This is a genomic window from Rhodococcus sp. 7Tela_A2 (assembly GCF_049311045.1).
In the GTDB taxonomy this organism is placed as follows: Bacteria; Actinomycetota; Actinomycetes; order Mycobacteriales; family Mycobacteriaceae; genus Rhodococcus.
Map to the genome: position 1 here is coordinate 1 of NZ_JAXION010000077.1, position 20962 is coordinate 20962.

Here is a 20962-nt window from a genome sequence, read left to right on the forward strand (position 1 = left end):
CCCCCGGGCGGGGCCCGGGGGGGGGGGGGGGCCCCCCCCCCGCCCCCCCGCCGCCGGGCCCCACCAGCCAGCGCCGGCCGTCGTGCCGGACGACCGTCACCGGGTTGGTGCGAGGTCGGCCCGTGTGCCGGCCCCGGGTGGTCAGCAGGTGGGTGTGGGGCACGACGCCGGCGCGTACCAGCGCACTCATGACAGTGTTCTCGAGGCGATGCGCGCGACCCCGGCTGTAGGTCCGGATCTTCCGTGGTTGCCCGTCGGGAGCGGGCGGGTCGCGCGGGTCTGCATTCATGGTGTGCCTCCTGCGCTTTCGAGCCGCGCACAGCCCGCCGGGGAGTGTAGGTGGGTCTATTCGTGTGGGGGTTCGCCGGTGACGACATGGTCGGCGTGGTTCATGCCTTCGCGGACCAGGCGGGCGAGGTGCCCGTCACGGATGCGGTAGATCACGCGCCGGCCTTCCTTGCGGGTGTCGACGAGGCCGGTGAAGCGCAGTTTGGCCAGGTGTTGACTGACTGCGGTGCGGGAGCCCCTGCACGCATCGGTCAGAGCGGTGACGTCGGCTTCGCCGTGCGTGAGCAGCCAGAGAATATGGAAGCGGGTCGGGTCGGCGAGCATCCGGAATGTAGAAGTTGCTGCGTCGAGCCGCTCCTGGTCCGGCGCGACCGGGTGGCTCAGGCTCGCGGACCGTTGCGGCGCTTCGATTCCCGGCTTCATCGCTCACGCCCTTCCTGCCGGCACCGGCTCGGTGATCGGTTCGGTGCGCGCCGGCCATGCCCGGGCAGCAACGAGTCCTGCGAGTGTAGCGAGAACGGCGAGGGTGATTGCCGCTATCGGCTGGCTTACGGTGGCCCCGACCCAGCCCGCGATCGTGTAGGTGAAGAAGAAGCAGGCGTGCGAGAGCGAGAACTGCGCGGTGAACACCGCACCCCAGTTCTCCGGCTCGGATTCGAACCGCAGCAGCCGCGCCGACGGCGTGTTGATCAACGACGTACCCATGCCCATGACCAGCCAGGTCCCTGCGAGCAACGCCCACCCGGCGCCGCGGCCCGCGTCGGCGACAAGCAGCGCGACCGTCGCCGTCAGTCCGATCGGCAGGAGGGCCGCGCCCGTGAGCATCACCCGCCGGTCCGGGATCCGGGCGAGCAGGCGGGGCAGCGTCAATGCCACCAGCATCGACCCGCCTCCGTAGATACCGAGTGCAATCGCAACCCCGGTGTTCGAGCCGCCGAGGAGTTCGCGGACGTAGACGACGGTGTTGACCAGGACCAGCCCGGTCGCTGCCGCGACCGACAGGTTCAGTGCGAGAAGGCCCCTCAGCCGCGGCCGGGAGAACATCACCCGCGCGCCGAGGGTGACCCGCTGCACCAGCGGGACCGAACGATCGGCGGGCGCGATCATCGGCAGAGTCGTGGAGACCACCAGCAGCGCAGAGGCGGCGAACCCGGCAACGGTACCGAGGAACAGATAGTTGTAGGTCACCACCGACAGCAGCGCCGCTGCGAGGATCGGGCTCAGCAGCGACTCGAGGTCGTAGGCCAGCCGCGAGAGGGAAAGCCCCCGGGTGTAGTCGTCCTCGTCGACGAGCACCGACGGGATCACCGACTGGAACGCGGGTGTGAACGTCGCCGACGCCGACTGCAACACGAAGATCAGCACGTAGATCTGCCACGGCTGATCGACGAACGGCAACGCCAGTGCGATCACCGCACGCACCCCATCCGCACCAACCAGGAGCGCCCGCCGCGGCACGTGATCGGTCAGGGCCGAGATCACCGGTGCGATCACCACGTACGCGACCATCTTGATCGCCAGTGCCGTGCCCAATACCGCGCCGGCCTCGGCGCCGGCCAGGTCGTATGCGAGTAGGCCGAGAGCGACGGTCAGCAGGCCGGTGCCGACGAGCGCGACCACCTGCGCGGTGAACAATCGGCGGAACGTGCGGTTCCGCAGGGTCGCGAGCACCCGGTTACCTCCTGAACCATTTCTGCTATCACTCACGATACGCCAATAGGTGCGCACTTGCGCACATGTGGTGAGAGAATTGCGCGAATGATCCAGTCTCTACAACTGTGGCCGATGAGTTCGCCGCGGGTTGCGAGTCCGTGTTGTCGAGACCCGGACGAAAGGCGACGACGATGCGCAAAGTAATTCTGTCTGTCATGACAACACTCGACGGCTTCACGGCGGGACCGAACGGAGAGCTCGAGTGGATCGACGTCGCGGACGACGAACTGGACACTCGCATCGCCGAGTTGCTTGCCGGGATCGACGGCATGTTCTTCGGGCGCGTGGCCTATGAACTTCTGGCGCAGCATTGGCCCGCCGCCGAGAACTCGAGCAGGGAAATCGAAGCCGAGCAGGCGCGGCGGATGAACTCGCTGCCGAAGTACGTGCTCTCGCGTTCGTCACTCACCACCGACTGGGGCCCGGCCCGGCGGGTCGGCGACGACCTCCCACGGGAGGTCGCGCAGATGAAGGAACAGCCCGGTAAGGACTTGGCACTCTTCGCCGGGGCGACCGCGATCTCTGCCTTCGCTTCCCACGATCTGATCGACGAATACCGGCTGATGGTCTTCCCGGTGCTGCTCGACAAGGGAATGCCGCTTCCTCCCCTGGGGTGCCGAAATCTGCGATTGGTGGAGTCGAAAACGTTCGCGCGGTCCGGCGTCGTTCTCCTCCGCTATCTTCCTCGGGCGGAGGAGCCGACTGCGTAGGGGTTCTCCGACTTGTAGAAGCAGTGGTCTGTCGGCCCGGTGCGATTCGGGCGAATGAAGCGGATCGGCGGCGATGATTCGTACCTCGACAGCGGAGCTGACGGACTCACGGACTGTGCGATGTCCGCGGCGATCCTCCTCATGGAGCGCACTTCGGGGCGCGGCATCGTGCACCAGGGAGCGCTCCGAAGCGTGCAGTCCGAGAACATCTTCCGTCCCGGAGCCGTCACGGAACGGACTCCACGAGCAGGACCCGCGCCGCTTCCTTCGCATGGCGGGCAGGCTCGGGCGACCGCGTCCGGGTGTCATCCTCCGCGCGTATCCCGCCGCAACCATCGGTGCGCTCACCATCGCCGAACTGCTCGCCCCCTCGCAGACCGCTGCGGCGCTGTCGGCCGTGACTGCCGTCGCCGTCACGGTGTTTCTCCGCGCTCCTCACGTACCGGCGGCGCTGTGCGCTGGCGGAATAGGACTCGCCGATCCCGGTTTCGCATATTTGTGGCAGACCCTCGTGCCCGCGTTGGTGATCGTGCTGCTCGGTGCCGAAATGGCCGGGCGTATCGTGCCAGGATTTTCTTATCCACCCGAGGGAGCGCGCCGTTTATGGGGCCCGGTCGAATTGGACCGGATCCTTAGGTTCCGAATGCGCGCACAGTCGAAGTGAGCCCGACCGCCGCGCGACACCTCACTGTGCGGCGGGGCGGCCCGGCGCTCAGAGCCGCCGCATCACCGACACCACCTTGCCCAGCACGACCGCGTTGTCGCCGTCGATCACCGAGTATGCGGCGTTGCGGGGTTCGAGATAGACGTGACCGCTGCGGCGCCGGAAAACCTTCACGGTCGCCTCGCCGTCGATCATCGCCGCCACGATCTCTCCGGAGTGGGCCTCGTCCTGGCGACGGACGACGACGACATCGCCGTCGCAGATCGCGGCGTCGATCATCGATTCCCCGCGTACGCGCAAGCCGAACACGGTGCCGGTGCCGACGAGTTCGCGGGGGAGATCGAGCACCTCGTCGGGATGCTCCTCGGCGAGGATCGGTGTGCCGGCCGCGATGTCGCCGACGACGGGCACCGACACCCTGTTGTCGGACGATCGGCCCGCCGACGATCCGGCGAGGAAGGGTCGCACATCGAGTTGGCGTGCCATCGCGGAGCCACGGCGCAGGAAACCCGCATCCTCGAGGAGTCGCAGATGCTTCGACACCGTCGACGTCGATTTCAGGCCGACCGCATCGGCGATCTGCCGGGTGCTCGGGGCGGAACCGTGGGAGGCCACCCAATCCCTGATGGTCGCCAGAATCAGTTGCTGGCGATGGGGAAGGGCGGAGGCGTCGAGGCCGCCGAACATATCGAGATCGTCGTAACCGGTCACCCGGCGATCCTAGGGGAGTGGGCGGACTCCTGAAACGGGCGATGGTGCGGGACCACGCAGGTGGTGCCGCACCATCATTCGTCGACCGGTGTGGTGGTGCCCTCGGTGAGACTCGAACTCACACTGCACGGGTTTTGAATCCGTTTCCTCTGCCAATTGGGATACGAGGGCGTGCTTGCGGAGACCACTGTAAGGGATCAGGCGTGACGGTCAAACACCGGTACCCTTCAATCGTTCCACCCCTTCGCGGGGGCCGCCAGAGCACGATGGGAAGGGCCGATCATGACAACCGCGCCGCACGACAGCACCGCAACCCCCCGGAGGGTCGTCGTTGCGGAAGACGAGACGCTGATCAGGCTCGACCTGGTGGAAATGCTGCGCGAAGAAGGGTACGACGTCGTCGGGGAGGCGGGCGACGGCCAGCGGGCGGTGGAACTGGCAGAGGAACTCTCGCCCGACCTCGTGATCATGGACGTGAAGATGCCCCGCCGGGACGGGATCGACGCAGCGTCGGAGATCGCGCAGCGCCGCATCGCGCCTGTGGTTATTCTCACAGCCTTCAGCCAGCGCGACCTCGTCGAACGTGCTCGCGACGCCGGAGCGATGGCCTATCTGGTCAAGCCGTTCTCCAAGAGCGACCTCGTTCCCGCGATCGAGGTGGCGGTGAGCCGGTTCGCCGAATTGCGCGAACTCGAACGTGAAGTCGCCGGGCTGTCGGAGCGGTTCGAGGCCCGCAAACTCATCGACCGGGCCAAAGGCCTGCTCATGGCGAAGCACGCGATGACCGAACCGGAGGCGTTCCGCTGGATCCAGCGTGCCGCCATGGACCGCCGGACCACCATGAAGCAGGTCGCCGAGGTCATCGTCGACACGCTCGGTTCCGAAGCGGCCGGCTGACTCCGCTCGTTACGGCCACATCAATTCTCCTGCCCGAAATATAACGGTCGGGTCACAACGATTTCGGCTGTGTTCGAATCGTCACTTCTCCGGCTATGTTTCGACCCACGTCCGGCGCATCAGCCGGGGGGACAGGCGATTGAAGGAGAGTTGGATGGCAAAACGGACCTATGTCCGCGCCGCTGCGGTTCTCGGTGCTGTGACACTCGCACTCGCGGGTTGTAGCTCGGACAGCGACGATTCCACGAGTGGTTCTGCCGAGGGCGGTGGTTCCGCGACCGCCACGACTGTCGACACCGACTGCGAACCCGAACAGGCCACGCCCGGTGCGACCCCGGCGACCGGCCCGCTGAAGATCGGCACCCTGCTCCCCGAGACGGGCAGCCTCGCGTTCCTCGGTCCGCCGGAGGTCGCGGCGGTGCGCCTGGCAGTGGACGAGATCAATGCTGCCGGCGGCGTCCTGAACCAGCCCGTGGAGCTGATCCCGGGCGACTCGGGCGACACCACCACCGATACAGCGAACGCCACCGTCGACCGGGAACTCGCCGCGGGTACCCAGGTGATCATCGGTGCGGCCTCGTCGTCGGTCTCGCTCAAGGTCATCGACAAGATCGCCAGCGCGGGCGTGGTCATGTTCTCTCCTGCCAACACGTCCGATCAGTTCGTGTGTTACGCCGAGGGCGGCATGTACTTCCGTACCGCGCCCACGGACTCCCTGCAGGCGCAGGCACTTGCTCAGCTCATCGCCGAGGACGGCGCTCAGCGCGTCTCGATCCTCGCGCTGAACGATCCGTACGGCACGGGCCTGGCCGAGAACACCGTGACGAACCTCGTCGACGCCGGTATCCCGGAAGACCAGATCCAGAAGATCATCTACGACCCCAACGCGCAGTCCTTCAACGCCGAGGTCGACCAGGTTGCCAACTTCAGTCCTGACGCCGTGGCGCTCATCGGGTTCGAGGAATCGGCCAAGATCATCACGCGTATGCACGAGGTCGGCATCGGCCCGTCCGACGGCATGGCGGTCTTCGGTGTCGACGGGAACATGGGCAACGCGCTCGGCGACAGTGTCGCCGACGGCCTGCTCGCGGGCATGGCGGGTACGACCCCTCTCACCGACACCGGTGAGGCTTTCCAGCAGCGTCTGCTCGAGGTCGACCCCGCGCTGATCGACTTCAACTACGCCGGAGAGTCTTACGACGCAGCTGTCGTGTCGGCGCTCGCCGCCGAGGTGGCCGGCTCCACCGCCGGCGTCGACATCGCGGCGAACATCAACGCGGTCACGAAGGACGGCGAGAAGTGCACGACCTTCCAGCAGTGCAAGGACCTCCTCGCATCGGGACAGGACATCGACTACGACGGCGCGACCGGCGAGCTGTCGTTCGTGGATGCCGGTGAGCCCGGAGTCGGTTCGTACGGCCGTCTCGTCTTCGGACCCGACAACACCTTGACGACCGAGGATTACATCGTCGTGGGTGGCTGACAGACGCAGGAAACATACGACGGGGCCGGTCATCCATCGGATGACCGGCCCCGTCGTATGTTCGGGCGAGCGCGTCAGGGAGTCTTCTTCTCCTTGCTGCCCGCGAGAGTCCCGAGATACAACTCGATGACCTTGGGGTCGTGCATGAGGTTGGACCCGGTGTCGGTGTAGGCGTTACGGCCCTGATCGAGCACGTACCCGCGGTCACAGATCTGCAGACACCGCCGCGCGTTCTGCTCGACCATGATGATCGACACGCCCGCGGCATTGATCTTCTTGCAGCGGATGAACACCTCGTCCTGGAACATCGGCGACAAGCCCGCCGACGGTTCGTCGAGAAGCAGGACCGACGGATCCATCATCAGTGCGCGGCCCATCGCCACCATCTGCCGCTCACCACCGGACAACGCTCCTGCCTTGACCTTGCGGCGTTCCCCGAGAAGGGGGAACAGGGTCGAGACCCGGTCGAACTGCTCACTGAACTGCTTGGGCCGCAGGTAGATTCCCATCTCGAGATTTTCCTCGATGGTCAGCGACGGAAAGACGTTCTGCGTCTGCGGGACGTACCCCACGCCCTTGCGCACGAGGACGTGCGCGGGCTCCGAGGTGATCGATTCGCCCCGGAGCGTGACTTCGCCCCGCCGCACCGGGATCAGGCCGAAGAGCGCTTTGAGCAGAGTGGATTTACCGGCACCGTTCGGGCCGATGATCCCGACGATCTCACCCTCGCGGAGAAAGAAGTTGCAGCCACGCAGGATGTCGACGCCGGGGAAGTAGCCGGCGACGACGTCGTCCGCGCGCACGAGCGCACCCTCGGCCAACCGCGCGTGTTCGCCGGGAGTCGCGGCCGATTCGGCCGGGGTCATGGACCCGGTGGGTGGGGCGTCGCTCATGACTTCTCCTGGGATCCTGGTAGATCGGCGGGGCGTACCGCGTCGGGGTCGGACAGGTCGGCTCCGGACTCGAGAACCTGCGCCTCCGCCTCGGCGAGCACCTCCGCCAACTCCGCGGTCGCGCCGACGGGATTGCCCTCGTCGTCGAATTCGAGTGCCTGGTCGTGGTGGCTGCCGAGATAGGCGTCGACGACCGCATTGTTGTTCGCGAGTTCGTCCGGCGGTGCTTCGGCGATCACCGATCCCTGGGCCATCACCACCACCCAATCGGAGATGTCGCGGATGACATCCATGTCGTGCTCGACGAACACCACGGTCATGCCGTCGTCGCACAGCGATTTGATGTGCCCGAGAAGGCTTTGCGTCAGTGCAGGATTCACGCCGGCCATCGGCTCGTCGAGCATCACGATCGTGGGGTCGGTCATCAGTGCGCGTGCCATCTCGAGCAGTTTGCGCTGTCCGCCGGACAATGACCCGGCGAGATCGTCGGCCTTCTGCTCGAGGTTGAACCGGGCGAGCAGCGCGTGGGCGCGTTCGGTGATGGTGCGTTCCTGCGCGTGCCACGTCCATGGGAGCAGCGCGCCGGCCATCCGCTCACCCGTCTGGTGACGTGCTCCCAGACGGACGTTGTCGAGCACCGTCATCTTCGACAGCGCCTTGGTGAGCTGGAACGTGCGCACGATGCCGTGCCGCGCGACACGGTGCGGAGCCATGCGGCCGAGTGAGTGGCCGTCCATGCTCCACGTTCCGGTATCCGCGTGGTCGAAACCGGTGAGCAGATTGAACAGGGTCGTCTTGCCTGCTCCGTTCGGCCCGATCAGGCCGGTGATGCAGCCGCGCTGGATCTCGAGGTGAGCGACGTCCACGGCTTTGAGCCCACCGAAGGTCCGGGAAACGTCGTCCACGACGAGGATCGGATCAACCTTCGGGCTTCCCGGATCGTGGGGGACATCCGCGAACACGGCGACTCGTTGTTCGCGCGACAGAGGCGTGCGGATGGTGGTGTCAGGCATCGAGTTGTACCTCCCGCTTGCTGCCCAGGATTCCTTGTGGCCTGAACACCATCATCACCGCGATGAGGATGCCCAGGAGGACGAATCGCATCGCCCCGACCTGCTGTTCGGTGAGGGAGATCAGCGGATCGGGTCCGGAGATCGCCTGGCGCAGGAATGCGTCCGGGAGCGTGAGGATGAACCAGAACAGCATCGCCCCGAGGACCGGGCCGAACACGGTGGCCGCGCCGCCGAGGATCAACGCGCCGAACGCGAAGAACGTCTGCGCAGTGGAATAGAAGTCCGGGTTGATGGACTTGGTCTGCAGCGCGTTGAAGATGCCGCCGAGGCCGCCGATCATGCCGCCCAATACGAGAGCCTGCATCTTGTAGACGAACACGTTCTTGCCGAGGGCGCGGGCGGCGTCCTCGTCCTCTCGGACCGCTTTGAGGACGCGTCCCCACGGGCTGTGGGACAGCAGGTAGACGACGCCGCACAGGACGAGCACGAGCGTCCAGCCGACCACCATCGCCCACAGGTCGTCGCCGTAGAAGCGCATCCCGAGCAGGTTGTATTGCTTACCGGAATCGAAGGGGCTCCACGCCGTGAACGGACCTGCGAATCCCCACAGGCCGCGGGTCGACCCGGTGACGGAGTCGGAGGCGGTGGACCGGAACATCAACCGCAGGATCTCGGCTGCGGCAATCGTTGCGATCGCCAGATAGTCGGCTCGGAGACGGAGCGTCGGGATACCGAGCAGGAGGGCGAGCAGCGCAGGGAGTGCGAGCCCGACGAGTACACCCATCCACAGCGGCTGGCCGTAGGTGACCGTCATGATGCCCACTCCGTACCCGCCGAGCAGCGCGAAGCCGATCTGGCCGAAGTTGAGCAGGCCCGCGTAACCGAAGTGGAGGTTGAGGCCGATTGCGAGAAGCGCATAGAAGATGGCCGACGGGCCGATCATCTGCGCGAAGGACACTTGGAGAACAGCGAGGAGGTCCATGTGTCACCCGATCCTTGTTCTGCTGCCGAGGATGCCCTGAGGGCGGATGACCAGAATCACGATGAGTACCAGCAGGCCGCCGATGTACTTCAGGTCGGGATTGATCACCAGTGTGGACAACTGCACGAGCAGCCCGACCACGACGCAGCCGAGTAGCGCGCCGTACGCCGTTCCGAGTCCGCCGAGGATGATTCCGGCGAACATCAGCAGGAGCAGCTTGAAGCCCATCTCCCACTGGACGCGTCCTCCGAGTTCGGAGAGACCGAACAACACACCGCCGAGCGCGGCGAGTCCGCCGCCGAGGCCCCACACGAAGCGGATCACCTTCTCGACGTCGATGCCCGACGACGCGGCGAGATCGCGATTGTCGGCGACCGCGCGCATCGCTTTGCCGATCCGGGTGCGCTGGAGCAGCAAGGCCACCCCGACGAGCACCACCAGGCTGATCACGATGCACGCGAGATTGACCGGGGTGATCGCGAGCGGACCCCACTGGAGCTGACGCTGTGCTTGGTAGTCGCTGTAGGGCTGAGCGCGGTCGGAGAAGAAGATGAGGATCAGGTATCGCAACGCGATGGCGAGACCGATCGACACCACGAGCTGTGCGATCAGGCCGGTGCGCCGCCGCCGTAGGGGAGCCCAGACCAGCGCGTTGTTGAGCCAGCCGATGATGACGCCGACGATGATCGCGAGGATCGTCGCCGGTATCAGGTGGATGCCGAAGCTGACGTTGAAGACCCAGGCCGCGACCGCGCCCAACGTCACCAACTCGCCGTGCGCGAAGTTCGTCAGGCCGGTCGTCCCGAAGATCAGGCTCAGACCGACGCCTGCGATGGCGATGATCAGGCCGAACCGTAAGCCGTCGACAATCGTGCGGATCAGTGTCTCCGCGAACGCCACATTCGATCCGGACCTTGCCTCACCGAACGAGAAGATCACGGTGTTGGGCTGGCCGGCGGCGACATCGCGGGTCACGGTCGACTGCACGGTCACGTCGTCGGGGAGGCTCTCACCGATGACCTCGAAGACGTATGTCCCCGGCGGCACCGCGAGTTCCCACCGGCCACCGTCCGCGGACTCCGTTTCGCCGACGACCTCGCCGGCCGCGTCCGACGCACGGACCGTCACGCCGTCCAGTCGTTCTCCCGCATTGTTGAGCGTGCCGCGAACCGTGACGGCATCGTCCGCAACCGGTGGTGCGTCGGCGGGAGGTGCTGTGGTGCCTGTCGGCGAGGGCTCCGGAGGGTCTTGGGCGGCGGCGGTGCCGGCTCCTATCACTAAGCCGAAAACCGCCGCCAGGAGCAATAGCACGATTTGGAATCCGGACGCCCATCGACGTCTCCGGAGTCTCACCGTAGGGGCCACGCAGGTCCTCCCGAATCAGGTGCAATGTTGTCGAGCGCGACGCCTGGGGCGGTGTCGTGAGTGGGCACTTTAGCGTCTGTAACGGAAATGCACCGACATCCCCGGTTTCCCACGTGTTTCGTTCCCGTATCTCACGAAAACACCTGTGTTTCGGAGCCGGCGACCCCGTGTCACCGCACTTGCGGCTTCGACGGGTGTCGGGGCCGGTCCCTAGACTGAGCGCGTGACCCGTGCATCCTCCTCGACTACGCCCACCGCGGACGCCGACGCCCGCCCGACCCTTCTTCTTCTCGACGGACACTCTCTGGCTTTCCGTGCCTTCTATGCGCTGCCGGCAGAGAACTTCAAGACCCACAGCGGGCAGACCACCAACGCGGTGTACGGGTTCACCTCCATGCTCATCAACCTGCTGCGCGACGAGCAGCCCACGCACGTGGCGGCGGCCTTCGACGTCAGCCGCAAGACCTTCCGGGCAGAGCTGTTCGCCGCCTACAAGGCCCAGCGCAGCGCCGCACCCGACGAGTTCAAGGGTCAGATCGAACTCACCAAGGATGTGCTCGGCGCGATGGGCATTCCCGTGATGGCGATCGAGGGGTACGAAGCCGACGACCTCATCGCCACACTCGCGACGCAGGCCAACGCCCTGGGCTACAAGGTGCTGGTGGTGACCGGCGACCGCGACGCGCTCCAACTCGTCAACGACGACATCACCGTGCTGTATCCACGTCGCGGGGTCTCCGACCTGACTCGCTTCACCCCCGAGGCGGTCGAGGAGAAGTACGGCCTGACACCGGCGCAGTATCCCGACTTCGCGGCGTTGCGCGGTGATCCGAGCGACAATCTGCCGGGCATCCCGGGCGTGGGGGAGAAGACCGCCGCGAAGTGGATCAGGGAGTACGGCAGCCTCAGCGGTCTCGTCGACAGGGTCGACGAGGTGCGTGGCAAGACGGGCGACGCGCTCCGCGAGAACCTGTCCAACGTCCTGCTCAACCGGCAGCTCACCGAGATGGTGCGCGACGTGGCGCTGCCCTACTCTCCGGATCAGCTCGCGCTCGCGCCCTGGGATCGCGACCGCATCCACCGCTTGTTCGACGACCTCGAGTTCCGGGTGCTGCGAGATCGCCTCTTCGAGACGCTCGCCTCGTCCGCGCCCGAAGCCGAAGAGGGTTTCGAGGTGCGCGGCGGGATCGTCGAGCCCGGCGCGCTCGGCGACTGGCTCGCCACGCACGCTGTGGCGGGCCACCGCCACGGATTGTCGGTGGTCGGATCCGGAACGCCGTACGGCGGCGAGGCCACTGCTGTGGCGATCGCGGCAGCCGACGGTGAAGGCGCCTACGTCACGACGATCGCTCTCACTCCCGAGGACGACGCCGCGCTCGCCGCGTGGCTCGCCGACCCGGCCGTCGAAAAGGCTTTGCACGAAGCGAAATCGGCGATCCACGCCTTGCGTGGCAGAGGCTGGACACTCGCGGGCCTCACCAGCGACACCGCGCTCGCCGCGTACCTCGTCCGGCCGGGACAGCGCAGCTTCAAGCTCGACGACCTGTCGTTGCGTTACCTCAAGCGGGAACTGCGGGCGGAAAGCAACGGCGACGGTCAGTTGTCCCTGCTCGACGATGCAGACGCCGTCGACGAGGAGGCCGCACAGACTCAGATCCTCGCTGCCCGCGCGGTGGTCGACCTGGCCACGGCGCTCGACGCCGAACTGGCCGACATCGAGTCGGTGGCGTTGCTGTCCGAGATGGAACTGCCGCTGCTCGAAGTGCTGGCAGACATCGAGGCCACCGGCATCGCCGTGGATGCGGACCACCTGCACGACCTTCAGTCCGGTTTCGCCGCCGACGTCGCCGCCGCCGCGAATGCCGCATACGAGGTCATCGGAAAGCAGATCAATCTCGGCTCGCCGAAGCAGTTGCAGGTCGTGCTGTTCGACGAACTGGACATGCCGAAGACGAAGAAGACCAAGACCGGGTACACCACCGACGCGGACGCACTGCAGGGCCTGTTCGACAAGACCGGCCACCCGTTCCTCGAACATCTTCTCGCACACCGTGAGTCGACCAAGATGAAGACGACGGTCGACGGGCTCATCAAATCGGTGGCCGACGACGGCAGGATCCACACCACGTTCAACCAGACGGTCGCGGCAACCGGCCGGCTGTCGTCGACCGAGCCGAACCTGCAGAACATCCCCGTACGAACCGATGCGGGACGGCAGATCCGCGAGGGTTTCGTCGTCGGCAACGGCTTCGACATGCTCCTCACCGCCGACTACAGCCAGATCGAGATGCGCATCATGGCGCACCTCTCGGGCGACGAAGGACTGATCGAAGCCTTCCGCACCGGGGAAGATCTCCACACGTTCGTCGCGTCGCGGGCGTTCGGGGTGCCGCTCGAGGAGGTCACTCCGGAATTGCGACGCCGGGTCAAGGCCATGTCCTACGGTTTGGCCTACGGGCTGAGCGCCTATGGTCTCGCGCAACAGCTCAAGATCTCCGCGGACGAGGCGCGTGCGCAGATGGAGGCGTACTTCACCCGGTTCGGTGGGGTGCGCGACTACCTCCACAATGTGGTCGAGGAGGCCCGCAAGGTCGGTTACACCTCGACGCTGTACGGGCGACGCCGCTACCTGCCGGACCTCAACAGCGACAATCGTCAACGCCGGGAGGTGGCCGAGCGCGCGGCGCTGAATGCCCCGATTCAGGGCACGGCTGCCGACATCATCAAGGTGGCCATGATCGATGTGCAGCGCGCGCTGCGGGCCGCGGGCCCGCGGGCCCGGATGCTGCTCCAGGTGCACGACGAACTCGTTCTCGAGGTCGTCGACGAGGAACGCGAGCAGGTCGAGGCGATCGTGCGGGAGAAGATGGACTCCGTGATCGACTTGTCGGTGCCGCTCGATGTCTCGGTCGGCTACGGCCGCAGCTGGGACGCCGCCGCCCACTGACGCGCCGCACCCACCGGATACCGGACAACGACGACAACGTCCTCCCTACCCGCGAGGGTGGGGAGGACGTTGTCGTGACGGGGAGGTACGGCCTTGAGGGACCGTGGTCCGTGTCGGTCAGTTCTGGGCGTTCTGCGCTTCCGCGATCTGCTTGCGCACATCTTCCATATCGAGTGCCTTGACCTGGCTCACGAGATCGGAGAGGGCAGCCGGGGGAAGGGCACCGGCCTGGTTGTAGACGAGAATGCCTTCCCGGAAGGCCATGATCGTCGGGATCGACCTGATGTTCGCCGCTGCCGCGATGCCCTGCTCGGCCTCGGTGTCGACTTTGGCGTGCACCACGTCGGGGTGCTCCTCGGACGATGCCTCGAAGGTCGGGGCGAACTGCTTGCACGGGCCGCACCAATCGGCCCAGAAGTCGACGAGCACGATGTCGTTACTGGTGACGACCTCATCGAAGTTCTGCTGCGTGAGAGCTTGGGTTGCCACGGAAATCCTTTCGTCGGCGTATCGACGGTTCCAACATCCGGACGTCTCGTTTTCTTCCCGCCACGCTACGCGAGTGGTTCCGCCCGTGCGGCGTGCTCGGCCCGCCGATCGGGCCCGGTGGTCAGGACACCGGTACCGCTTCGGCTGCTCGGAACGCACGCCGATAAGCCTGGGGCGTGGTCTGCCGAAGCCGCAGGAAATGCTGCCGGAGCACCGCGGCGGTACCGAACCCGACGCGGTCCGCCACCACGTCGACCGGGAGGTCGCTGTGCTCGAGAAGTCGCTGGGCAGCGAGAACGCGCTGGTCGCGCAACCACCGTGCCGGAGTGGTGCCGGTCTCGGCGGCGAAACGCCGCGCGAAGGTCCGCGGCGACATGTGCACCCGCGCGGCGAGCGCCGGAACGGGCAGGTCGAGGCCCAGATTCTCGGTCATCCAGTCGAGGAGCGGGGCCAGAGCCTCGGATTCGCATTCCGGCAGCGGCATCGCGACGTACTGCGCTTGGCCGCCGTCGCGGTGCGGGGGAACGACCATGCGCCGGGCGATGGAGTTGGCGACGTGGGAGCCCTGCACCGTGCGCACGATGTGCAGGCACAGATCGATGCCGGCTGCGGTGCCCGCGCTGGTGAGCACCGAGCCGTCGTCGACGTAGAGGACGTTCGGGTCGACCCGTGCCTCGGGGTACATCCGGGCGAGTCGCTCGGCATGTCGCCAGTGGGTCGTGCAGCGTCGACCGTCGAGAAGCCCCGCCGCACCCAGGAGGAACGCTCCGGTGCACAGGCTCGCAACGCGGGCACCGCGGTCGACTGCCGCGCGGAGACGCTCGAACAGCGGTTCGAGTTCGGATGCGTCGGCACCCTTCCCGCAGAGGAAGGACGGATCGTCGAGGGAGGCCATGTCCGTGCCCCCGGCGGGAAGCACCACCAGATCGGCTTCGTCGATCTTCGTCAGGTCGTAGGGCGCGTCGACCGTGAACCCGAAGCGGGTCCGGGACGGAGTCGGGCTCCCGGCGATCAGCGAGAAATCGTAGGTGGGCAGGCCGTCGTCGGATCGGTCGAATCCGAAGACCTCGCACGCGACACCGAGTTCGAACATCTCGGTCCGGGGCAGCACCGGGACCACCACTGTCTCGAGTTTGTCGGCCATGACGTCAGTCTGCACCCTGGGTGGCAGGAAAGCGAGTAATCATGTCTTTTCTGCCACTGTTGTGGCGGGTGGACGACGGCGACGCTGGTAACCATGATCTCGCTACTGCTTCTGTTCCTGGCCGTGTTGCTGGTCCTGGACGTGCTCGCGCTCCTCGGGAGGACGCCCGATACCCACTTGGAGACAACGCAATTCGGCGACTACACGTTCTGAGCACCCTCCGGGTACGCGGTCAGACCAGACGCCATTCGCGCTTGGCTGCGCCGTCCCACCGGCGGATCCCGGCACTCGTCCCGCTCAGGTCGCGGCCTCCGATGTGTGCCGCGACGAGGGCCGCTCCGATGCGATCGGCGGGGACCCGCCGGGCCAGCGTCACGTGCGGGGTCCACTCGCCGGGCCGGATGTGTGCCGATATCCCGGGGCACGCTTCCAGTAGTTCGTACACCCGCGCATGCAGATCGAGGAGCGCGGACGACGGTACGACCAGGCGCGCGAGGGTCGCGGGCCGGTCGCCGAACACGACGGCACCCCCGAGTCGCACAGGCAGGGGAGTGTCGGTGAGGGTCGCGCGTACGGCGTCCTCGACCTCGGCCGGGATCTCGGCCGAGACGAACAGGGTCACGTGCGGGCGATTGGTCGGGGAGCGGACACGGCCCTGACTGTCGATTCCCCCGTCGAGCATGCGTGTCCACTCGTCACGCACCGCCGCGTCGAGGCGGTCGTCGAGCAGCAGTTCCACCGACTGCACCATGGTGAGCAATGATGACCGGGTGACCGACCAGACCGCAACGCCCCGCGACGCGACACGACCGGCAGCGCTCCCCGGAACAGGTCCACACCGCATCGGCCTTCTCGAAGGCGACGGCATCGGCCACGAGATCGTCCCGGCAACGCGGGAGGTCGTGGATGCGGCGGTCGCCGCGGCCGGAGGAATCGGGGTGGAGTGGGTCCCGCTGCCGATCGGGGCCGAGGCGATCGACACGCACGGCACGCCCTTGCCCGAGGAGACGCTCGACGCGCTCGAGGGCCTAGACGCGTGGATCCTGGGTCCGCACGACAGTGCGTCGTACCCGGAGCCGTACCGGAGACAACTGACTCCCGGCGGACGCATCCGCAAGCACTTCGACCTCTATGCCAACATCCGGCCCGCGCGCACACTCGCCGGCGTGCGGGCGGTCTCACCGGCGATGGACCTGGTGGTCGTCCGTGAGAACACGGAGGGCTTCTACGCGGACCGCAACATGGCGGTCGGAAGCGGTGAATTCATGCCGACCCCCGACGTCGCCCTTGCCGTGGGTGTCGTCACACGGGCTGCGTGTGAGCGGATCGCCCGGACCGCGTTCGACCTCGCGTCGAAGCGCCGCGGCCGCGTCACCATCGTCCACAAGGCAAATGTGCTGTCGATGACCACGGGACTGTTCCGGGACGTGTGCCGCGAAGTAGGCCGCGACTATCCGAGCGTGCAGGTCGACGACGCCCACGTCGACGCGATGGCAGCGCTGCTGGTCCGGCACGGCGACCGGTACGACGTCATCGTGACCGAAAACATGTTCGGCGACATCCTCTCCGATCTGACCGCCGAGTTGTCGGGTTCGCTCGGCACCGCGGCGTCGGTCAACGCCTCGGGCACCAGAACGATGGCGCAGGCGTCACACGGTGCCGCGCCCGACATCGCCGGTCTCGGCCGGGCCAATCCCATCGCGCTGATATCTTCTGCGGCAATGCTTCTCGACCGGATCGGCGACACATCCGATCCTTCCTTCGCCGCAGCTGCGCGCAGGATCGACGCTGCCGTGGACGCGACGGTCGGCTCCGGAATCGCCACCGCCGACCTCGGCGGCACGGCGTCGACCGCCGAGTTCACCGATGCCCTGATCGCGCGCGTGCGCGACCTCTGACCCCGGAGCGATCGGCGCGGGATTCGGCCGCACGGGCACCGGAGTGGATACTGTTTCTCTGTGAAAGAAGCAGTGCGCACCCACGGCAGGGGGCACACCGGCGACACACATCCCACCGAAAGCACCGGACATTCCGGACGCAAGGCGAGCGGAACGCGCCGCGGTCGAGGCATCGCGGCAGCGTGTGTATCCCTGTTCGCGGTGCTGTGTGTCACGACGGGGTGTGTCGTCAACTCGGAATCGACCGTGCCCGCGGGCGACCGCGTCCGCGCCGAACGCGTCGACAGCATCGCGTCCCAGCTTCCCGACTGGGCCTCCGACCCCGACCTCCAGATCGGCGTCAACGTGCCCTACGCCCCGAACGAGTTCCGGGACGACGACGGCACGATCGTCGGCTTCGGTGTCGAACTCGTGCAGGCGCTCGGCGACGTGCTGGGCGTGCAGACAGTCTTCAACGAGGCCGACTTCGACCGGATCATCCCGGCGGTGCAGGCCCGCACCTTCGATCTGGGTTCCTCGTCGTTCACCGACACGCTGGAACGTGAGGAAACGGTCGACTTCGTGACCTACTACAACGCCGGGGTGCAGTGGGCACAACGGACCGGCGAGCACGTCGATCCCGACAACGCCTGCGGGATGCGTGTCGCGGTGCAGACCAACACGGTCGAGGACATCGAAGAAATCCCCGCGAAGAACGAGGCGTGTGTCGCCGCAGGGCTCCCGCCGATCGACAAGGTCAAGTACGACAGCCAGGACGAAGCGGCGAACGCGCTCATCCTCGGACGCGTCGACGCCCTGTCCGCCGACTCACCGGTCACCGCGTACGTCATCGCCCGCAGCGAGGACCGACTCGAGGCGGCGGGACCGCTGTTCGACGCGGCGCCGTACGGCTTCGTCGTCGCGAAGGGATCACCGCTGGGCCCCGTACTGCAACAGGGCGTCCAGTACCTCATCGACACCGGTGTCTACGCCGAGATCCTCGAGCGCTGGAACATGTCGGTCGGGGCGATCACCACGTCGCAGATCAATGCGGCAACGAGCTGAGAGGGAACCGATGAGCGAGCACACGCATCCGAGCGGTGCGCCTGCGACCGAACCGGAACCGATCCAGGCGGTTCCTCTCCGGCACCCCGGACGCTGGATCTCCGGGGCACTGGTGCTGATCGGGCTGGGCCTGTTCCTGTGGGGCGCGGCCACCAACGAGGCCTACCGCTGGGATGTGTACGGCCAGTACCTCTTCGACAGCCGCATCACCGCAGCCGCGTGGAAGACGGTGCAGTTGACGGCACTCGCGATGCTGATCGCGGTGCTGCTCGGTGTCCTCCTCGCCGTGATGCGACTGTCGCCGAACCCGGTGCTCAAGTCGGTGTCGTGGCTGTATCTCTGGGTCTTCCGTGGCACCCCGGTCTACGTGCAACTCGTCCTCTGGGGCCTGTTTCCCTCGATCTACAAGCAGATCGATCTCGGCATCCCGTTCGTGCACCAGTTCGTCCACATCGACGTCCAAGGGCTCAACGCTGCATTCCTGTTCGCCGTCGTCGGTCTCGCCCTCAACGAAGCCGCCTATATGGCGGAGATCGTGCGCGCCGGCATCGGATCGGTTCCGGAAGGGCAGGTCGAGGCGTCGACCGCGCTCGGGATGTCATGGTCCCAGACCATCCGGCGCACCGTGCTGCCCCAGGCCATGCGGGTGATCATCCCGCCGACGGGCAACGAACTGATCAGCATGCTCAAGACCACCTCGCTCGTGGCGGCGGTGCCCTACAGCCTCGAGTTGTACGGCCGAGCGCGAGACATCTCGGGCGCGAACTTCCAGCCCATCCCGCTGCTGCTCGTCGCCGCGACCTGGTATCTCGCCATCACCAGCGTGCTGATGGTGGGCCAATACTTCATCGAACGGCACTACTCGAAGGGGCTGAGCCGCCAGTTGACGAACCGCCAGTTGCAGGCCCTCGCCGACGCACAGGACACGCCGGCCGCCGCGCCGAAGACCCCGAAGCACCCCGGAGGTGGGCTCGCATGACCTCGACCGAAACGCCGATGGTTCGCGCGGACCGCGTGTGCAAGAACTTCGGGGCCGTCAAGGTGCTCAAAGGCATCTCTCTCGAGGTGGGACGCGGTCAGGTCGCATGCATGATCGGCCCGTCCGGGTCCGGCAAGTCCACCTTCCTGCGGTGCATCAACCACCTCGAACGCGTCGACGCCGGGCGCCTCTATGTCGACGGTGACCTCGTCGGTTACGCCGAACGCGGTTCCAAGCTCCACGAGCTTTCGCCCAAGGTCGCCGCCCGGCAGCGCCGCGAGATCGGCATGGTCTTCCAGCACTTCAATCTGTTCCCGCACCGCACGGCGCTCGAGAACATCATCGAGGCTCCGATGCTGGTGAAGAAGGTCAAGCGCGCGGAGGCGGTGGAGCGTGCGCGTGAACTCCTTGCCCGCGTGGGCCTGTCCGACAAGGCCGACGCGTACCCGGCGCAGTTGTCGGGTGGCCAGCAGCAGCGCGTCGCCATTGCCCGTGCCCTCGCGATGGACCCCAAGCTCATGCTCTTCGACGAGCCCACCTCGGCGCTCGATCCGGAACTGGTGGGTGAGGTCCTCGCCGTGATGCGGGATCTCGCTGCCGGCGGAATGACGATGGTCGTGGTCACCCACGAGATGGGTTTCGCGCGCGAGGTCGCCGACGAACTCGTGTTCATGGACGGCGGTGTCGTCGTCGAAGCCGGCAATCCGCGTGAGGTGCTGTCGAACCCGCAGCACGAGCGCACCCGCGGGTTCCTGTCACGCCTGCTGTAGCTGGGCCGGCGCCCGGGTCAGTGCCGTTTGCGGCTGCAGAAGATCGCGGTGCCCGGGAAGTACTCGCCGCGCAACGGGCTCCACTGTCCCCACTCGCGGTCGAGATGCTCGGGCCACTCGGGTTCGATGATGTCGTACACCTCGAGTCCTGCGCCGACGAGTTCGCGCACCCGGTCGCCGATGGTGCGGTGGTGTTCGACGTAGGTGGCGGTGCCGGCGTCGTCGAGTTCTACATAGGGCGTGCGATCGAAGTAGGGGAACATCGCGACCAGTCCCTTTTCGGTCGGGTCGTCCGGGAAGATCCACCGCATCGGGTGATTGACGGAGAACACCCAGCGGCCTCCCGGTCGCAGCACCCTCGCGACCTCCCGCATGACCTGCGCCGAATCCGCGACGAAGGGCACGGCCCCGAAGGCCGAACACACCACGTCGAAGCTCCCGTCCGCGAACGGGAGATTCTCGGCGCCGGCCTGCACGAGCGGAACGCGACGCTCCGGGGGTGTGTCCGTGGCGTCCATCGCGGCCAGGCCGCGCTCGAGCATCGCCATCGAGATGTCGAGTCCGACGGGGTGTGCGCCGTGCTCGGCCAGCCACCGCGCGCACGGAGCGGACCCGCAACCGATCTCGAGCACATCCCGCCCCGCGATGTCGCCGAGCAGATGGACGTCGCCCTCGTGGAGTCCTTCGGGGCACCAGACGAACTCACCGGCGGCCGAGTCGACGCCGAGGAACTCGCCGTGCGTGCGGTGGTAGTCCTCGGCGTCGGCGTCCCACCACGCCCGGCTTGCGCGCTCGCTGTCGCGGGAGCCGAGCCGGAGGCGCCCGACCTTGGCGGTGCCGAGGAGCGCGTTCGCGGATGCGTGCCGTTCCTCGGGTGACAGCTGGGACTGGTGAGGTGCTGTGCCGGAGGAGTTTTCGGGGCTGGGCATGGATCCGAGCGTAAAGGTCTCGCGGGGGCGGGCACGCGGGTGG

The 20962-nt window shown here is 66.8% G+C and carries 21 protein-coding genes and 1 tRNA gene; 9 read left to right on the top strand and 13 right to left on the bottom strand.

The genetic code is table 11. The features are described 5' to 3' along the window. The 3 genes from TVH25_RS14755 to TVH25_RS14765 form a co-directional block, all read right to left on the bottom strand. The coding region (locus TVH25_RS14755) for a nitroreductase/quinone reductase family protein (RefSeq protein WP_422424628.1) at positions 1-289 on the bottom strand (289 nt) is incomplete at its 3' end. A 56-nt stretch (positions 290-345) separates the two neighbouring features. After that, the gene (locus TVH25_RS14760; RefSeq protein ID WP_169620036.1) at positions 346-711 is read right to left on the bottom strand and encodes an ArsR/SmtB family transcription factor; all 366 of its coding nucleotides are present in this window, start codon (positions 709-711) and stop codon (positions 346-348) included. A 3-nt stretch (positions 712-714) separates the two neighbouring features. Then, positions 715-1959, bottom strand: a complete 1245-nt coding sequence (locus TVH25_RS14765) for an MFS transporter (protein ID WP_422424629.1) — start codon at positions 1957-1959, stop codon at positions 715-717. A 173-nt stretch (positions 1960-2132) separates the two neighbouring features. On the opposite strand from TVH25_RS14765, the gene TVH25_RS14770 reads away from it, so the two are divergent. After that, a complete protein-coding gene (locus tag TVH25_RS14770; protein WP_296549710.1) occupies positions 2133-2711 on the top strand; it encodes a dihydrofolate reductase family protein in 579 nt (192 codons plus the stop codon). A gap of 271 nt (positions 2712-2982) precedes the next feature. Next, positions 2983-3375 carry a hypothetical protein gene (locus tag TVH25_RS14775; protein ID WP_169620033.1) on the top strand — a complete coding sequence of 131 codons (393 nt, stop codon included), beginning with the start codon at positions 2983-2985 and terminating at the stop codon, positions 3373-3375. A 48-nt stretch (positions 3376-3423) separates the two neighbouring features. Here the strand turns inward: TVH25_RS14775 and lexA are convergent, their stop codons facing one another. Both lexA and TVH25_RS14785 read right to left on the bottom strand, forming a co-directional pair. Beyond that, complete coding sequence (lexA, locus tag TVH25_RS14780; RefSeq protein WP_206036664.1) at positions 3424-4062, bottom strand: transcriptional repressor LexA; 639 nt, start codon at positions 4060-4062, stop codon at positions 3424-3426. Positions 4063-4180: 118 nt separating this feature from the next. Further along, positions 4181-4257: transfer RNA gene (locus TVH25_RS14785), tRNA-Leu, on the bottom strand. A 111-nt stretch (positions 4258-4368) separates the two neighbouring features. Between TVH25_RS14785 and TVH25_RS14790 the strand changes: the two genes are divergently transcribed. Both TVH25_RS14790 and TVH25_RS14795 read left to right on the top strand, forming a co-directional pair. Continuing rightward, positions 4369-4983: an ANTAR domain-containing response regulator gene (locus tag TVH25_RS14790; RefSeq protein WP_169620031.1), complete on the top strand. Its 615-nt coding sequence runs from the start codon at positions 4369-4371 to the stop codon at positions 4981-4983. Positions 4984-5137: 154 nt separating this feature from the next. Beyond that, positions 5138-6466 (top strand): ABC transporter substrate-binding protein, encoded by a 1329-nt coding sequence (locus tag TVH25_RS14795; protein ID WP_422424630.1) that lies wholly within the window; start codon positions 5138-5140, stop codon positions 6464-6466. A 74-nt stretch (positions 6467-6540) separates the two neighbouring features. Here the strand turns inward: TVH25_RS14795 and TVH25_RS14800 are convergent, their stop codons facing one another. From TVH25_RS14800 to TVH25_RS14815, 4 genes are read right to left on the bottom strand one after another with little or no spacing between them, the layout of a single operon-like run. Continuing rightward, positions 6541-7359, bottom strand: a complete 819-nt coding sequence (locus tag TVH25_RS14800; protein ID WP_422424631.1) for an ABC transporter ATP-binding protein — start codon at positions 7357-7359, stop codon at positions 6541-6543. Next, on the bottom strand, positions 7356-8372 hold the full coding sequence (locus TVH25_RS14805; RefSeq protein WP_422424632.1) for an ABC transporter ATP-binding protein: 1017 nt from the start codon (positions 8370-8372) through the stop codon (positions 7356-7358). The genes TVH25_RS14800 and TVH25_RS14805 overlap by 4 nt, the downstream gene beginning before the upstream one ends. Next, complete coding sequence (locus TVH25_RS14810) at positions 8365-9354, bottom strand: branched-chain amino acid ABC transporter permease (RefSeq protein WP_422424634.1); 990 nt, start codon at positions 9352-9354, stop codon at positions 8365-8367. Before TVH25_RS14810 ends, TVH25_RS14805 begins: the two co-directional genes overlap by 8 nt. 3 nt (positions 9355-9357) lie before the next feature. Next, positions 9358-10668: an ABC transporter permease subunit gene (locus tag TVH25_RS14815; RefSeq protein ID WP_422424638.1), complete on the bottom strand. Its 1311-nt coding sequence runs from the start codon at positions 10666-10668 to the stop codon at positions 9358-9360. Between the two features lie 274 nt (positions 10669-10942). Here TVH25_RS14815 and polA point away from each other — a divergent pair, with 274 nt between their 5' ends. Beyond that, positions 10943-13666 carry a DNA polymerase I gene (gene polA / locus TVH25_RS14820; protein WP_422424635.1) on the top strand — a complete coding sequence of 908 codons (2724 nt, stop codon included), beginning with the start codon at positions 10943-10945 and terminating at the stop codon, positions 13664-13666. A 117-nt stretch (positions 13667-13783) separates the two neighbouring features. Here polA and trxA read toward each other — a convergent pair whose 3' ends face one another. The 3 genes from trxA to TVH25_RS14835 all read right to left on the bottom strand — a co-directional run bounded on the left by trxA (position 13784) and on the right by TVH25_RS14835 (position 16050). Then, a complete protein-coding gene (gene trxA / locus TVH25_RS14825) occupies positions 13784-14155 on the bottom strand; it encodes a thioredoxin (protein ID WP_169652900.1) in 372 nt (123 codons plus the stop codon). Between the two features lie 121 nt (positions 14156-14276). Continuing rightward, positions 14277-15299: a GlxA family transcriptional regulator gene (locus tag TVH25_RS14830; RefSeq protein ID WP_169652899.1), complete on the bottom strand. Its 1023-nt coding sequence runs from the start codon at positions 15297-15299 to the stop codon at positions 14277-14279. A 232-nt stretch (positions 15300-15531) separates the two neighbouring features. Continuing rightward, positions 15532-16050 carry a 2'-5' RNA ligase family protein gene (locus tag TVH25_RS14835; protein ID WP_422424636.1) on the bottom strand — a complete coding sequence of 173 codons (519 nt, stop codon included), beginning with the start codon at positions 16048-16050 and terminating at the stop codon, positions 15532-15534. Between the two features lie 19 nt (positions 16051-16069). On the opposite strand from TVH25_RS14835, the gene TVH25_RS14840 reads away from it, so the two are divergent. The 4 genes from TVH25_RS14840 (at position 16070) to TVH25_RS14855 (ending at position 19990) form a co-directional block, all read left to right on the top strand. Continuing rightward, positions 16070-17197 (top strand): isocitrate/isopropylmalate dehydrogenase family protein, encoded by a 1128-nt coding sequence (locus TVH25_RS14840; RefSeq protein ID WP_346765391.1) that lies wholly within the window; start codon positions 16070-16072, stop codon positions 17195-17197. A 171-nt stretch (positions 17198-17368) separates the two neighbouring features. Continuing rightward, the gene (locus tag TVH25_RS14845; RefSeq protein ID WP_169652958.1) at positions 17369-18241 is read left to right on the top strand and encodes a transporter substrate-binding domain-containing protein; all 873 of its coding nucleotides are present in this window, start codon (positions 17369-17371) and stop codon (positions 18239-18241) included. Between the two features lie 10 nt (positions 18242-18251). Further along, positions 18252-19220: an amino acid ABC transporter permease gene (locus TVH25_RS14850; protein WP_169620020.1), complete on the top strand. Its 969-nt coding sequence runs from the start codon at positions 18252-18254 to the stop codon at positions 19218-19220. Further along, complete coding sequence (locus TVH25_RS14855; protein ID WP_169620019.1) at positions 19217-19990, top strand: amino acid ABC transporter ATP-binding protein; 774 nt, start codon at positions 19217-19219, stop codon at positions 19988-19990. Before TVH25_RS14850 ends, TVH25_RS14855 begins: the two co-directional genes overlap by 4 nt. A gap of 17 nt (positions 19991-20007) precedes the next feature. Here the strand turns inward: TVH25_RS14855 and TVH25_RS14860 are convergent, their stop codons facing one another. After that, positions 20008-20919: a class I SAM-dependent methyltransferase gene (locus tag TVH25_RS14860; protein ID WP_422424637.1), complete on the bottom strand. Its 912-nt coding sequence runs from the start codon at positions 20917-20919 to the stop codon at positions 20008-20010. Positions 20920-20962 lie beyond the last annotated feature (43 nt).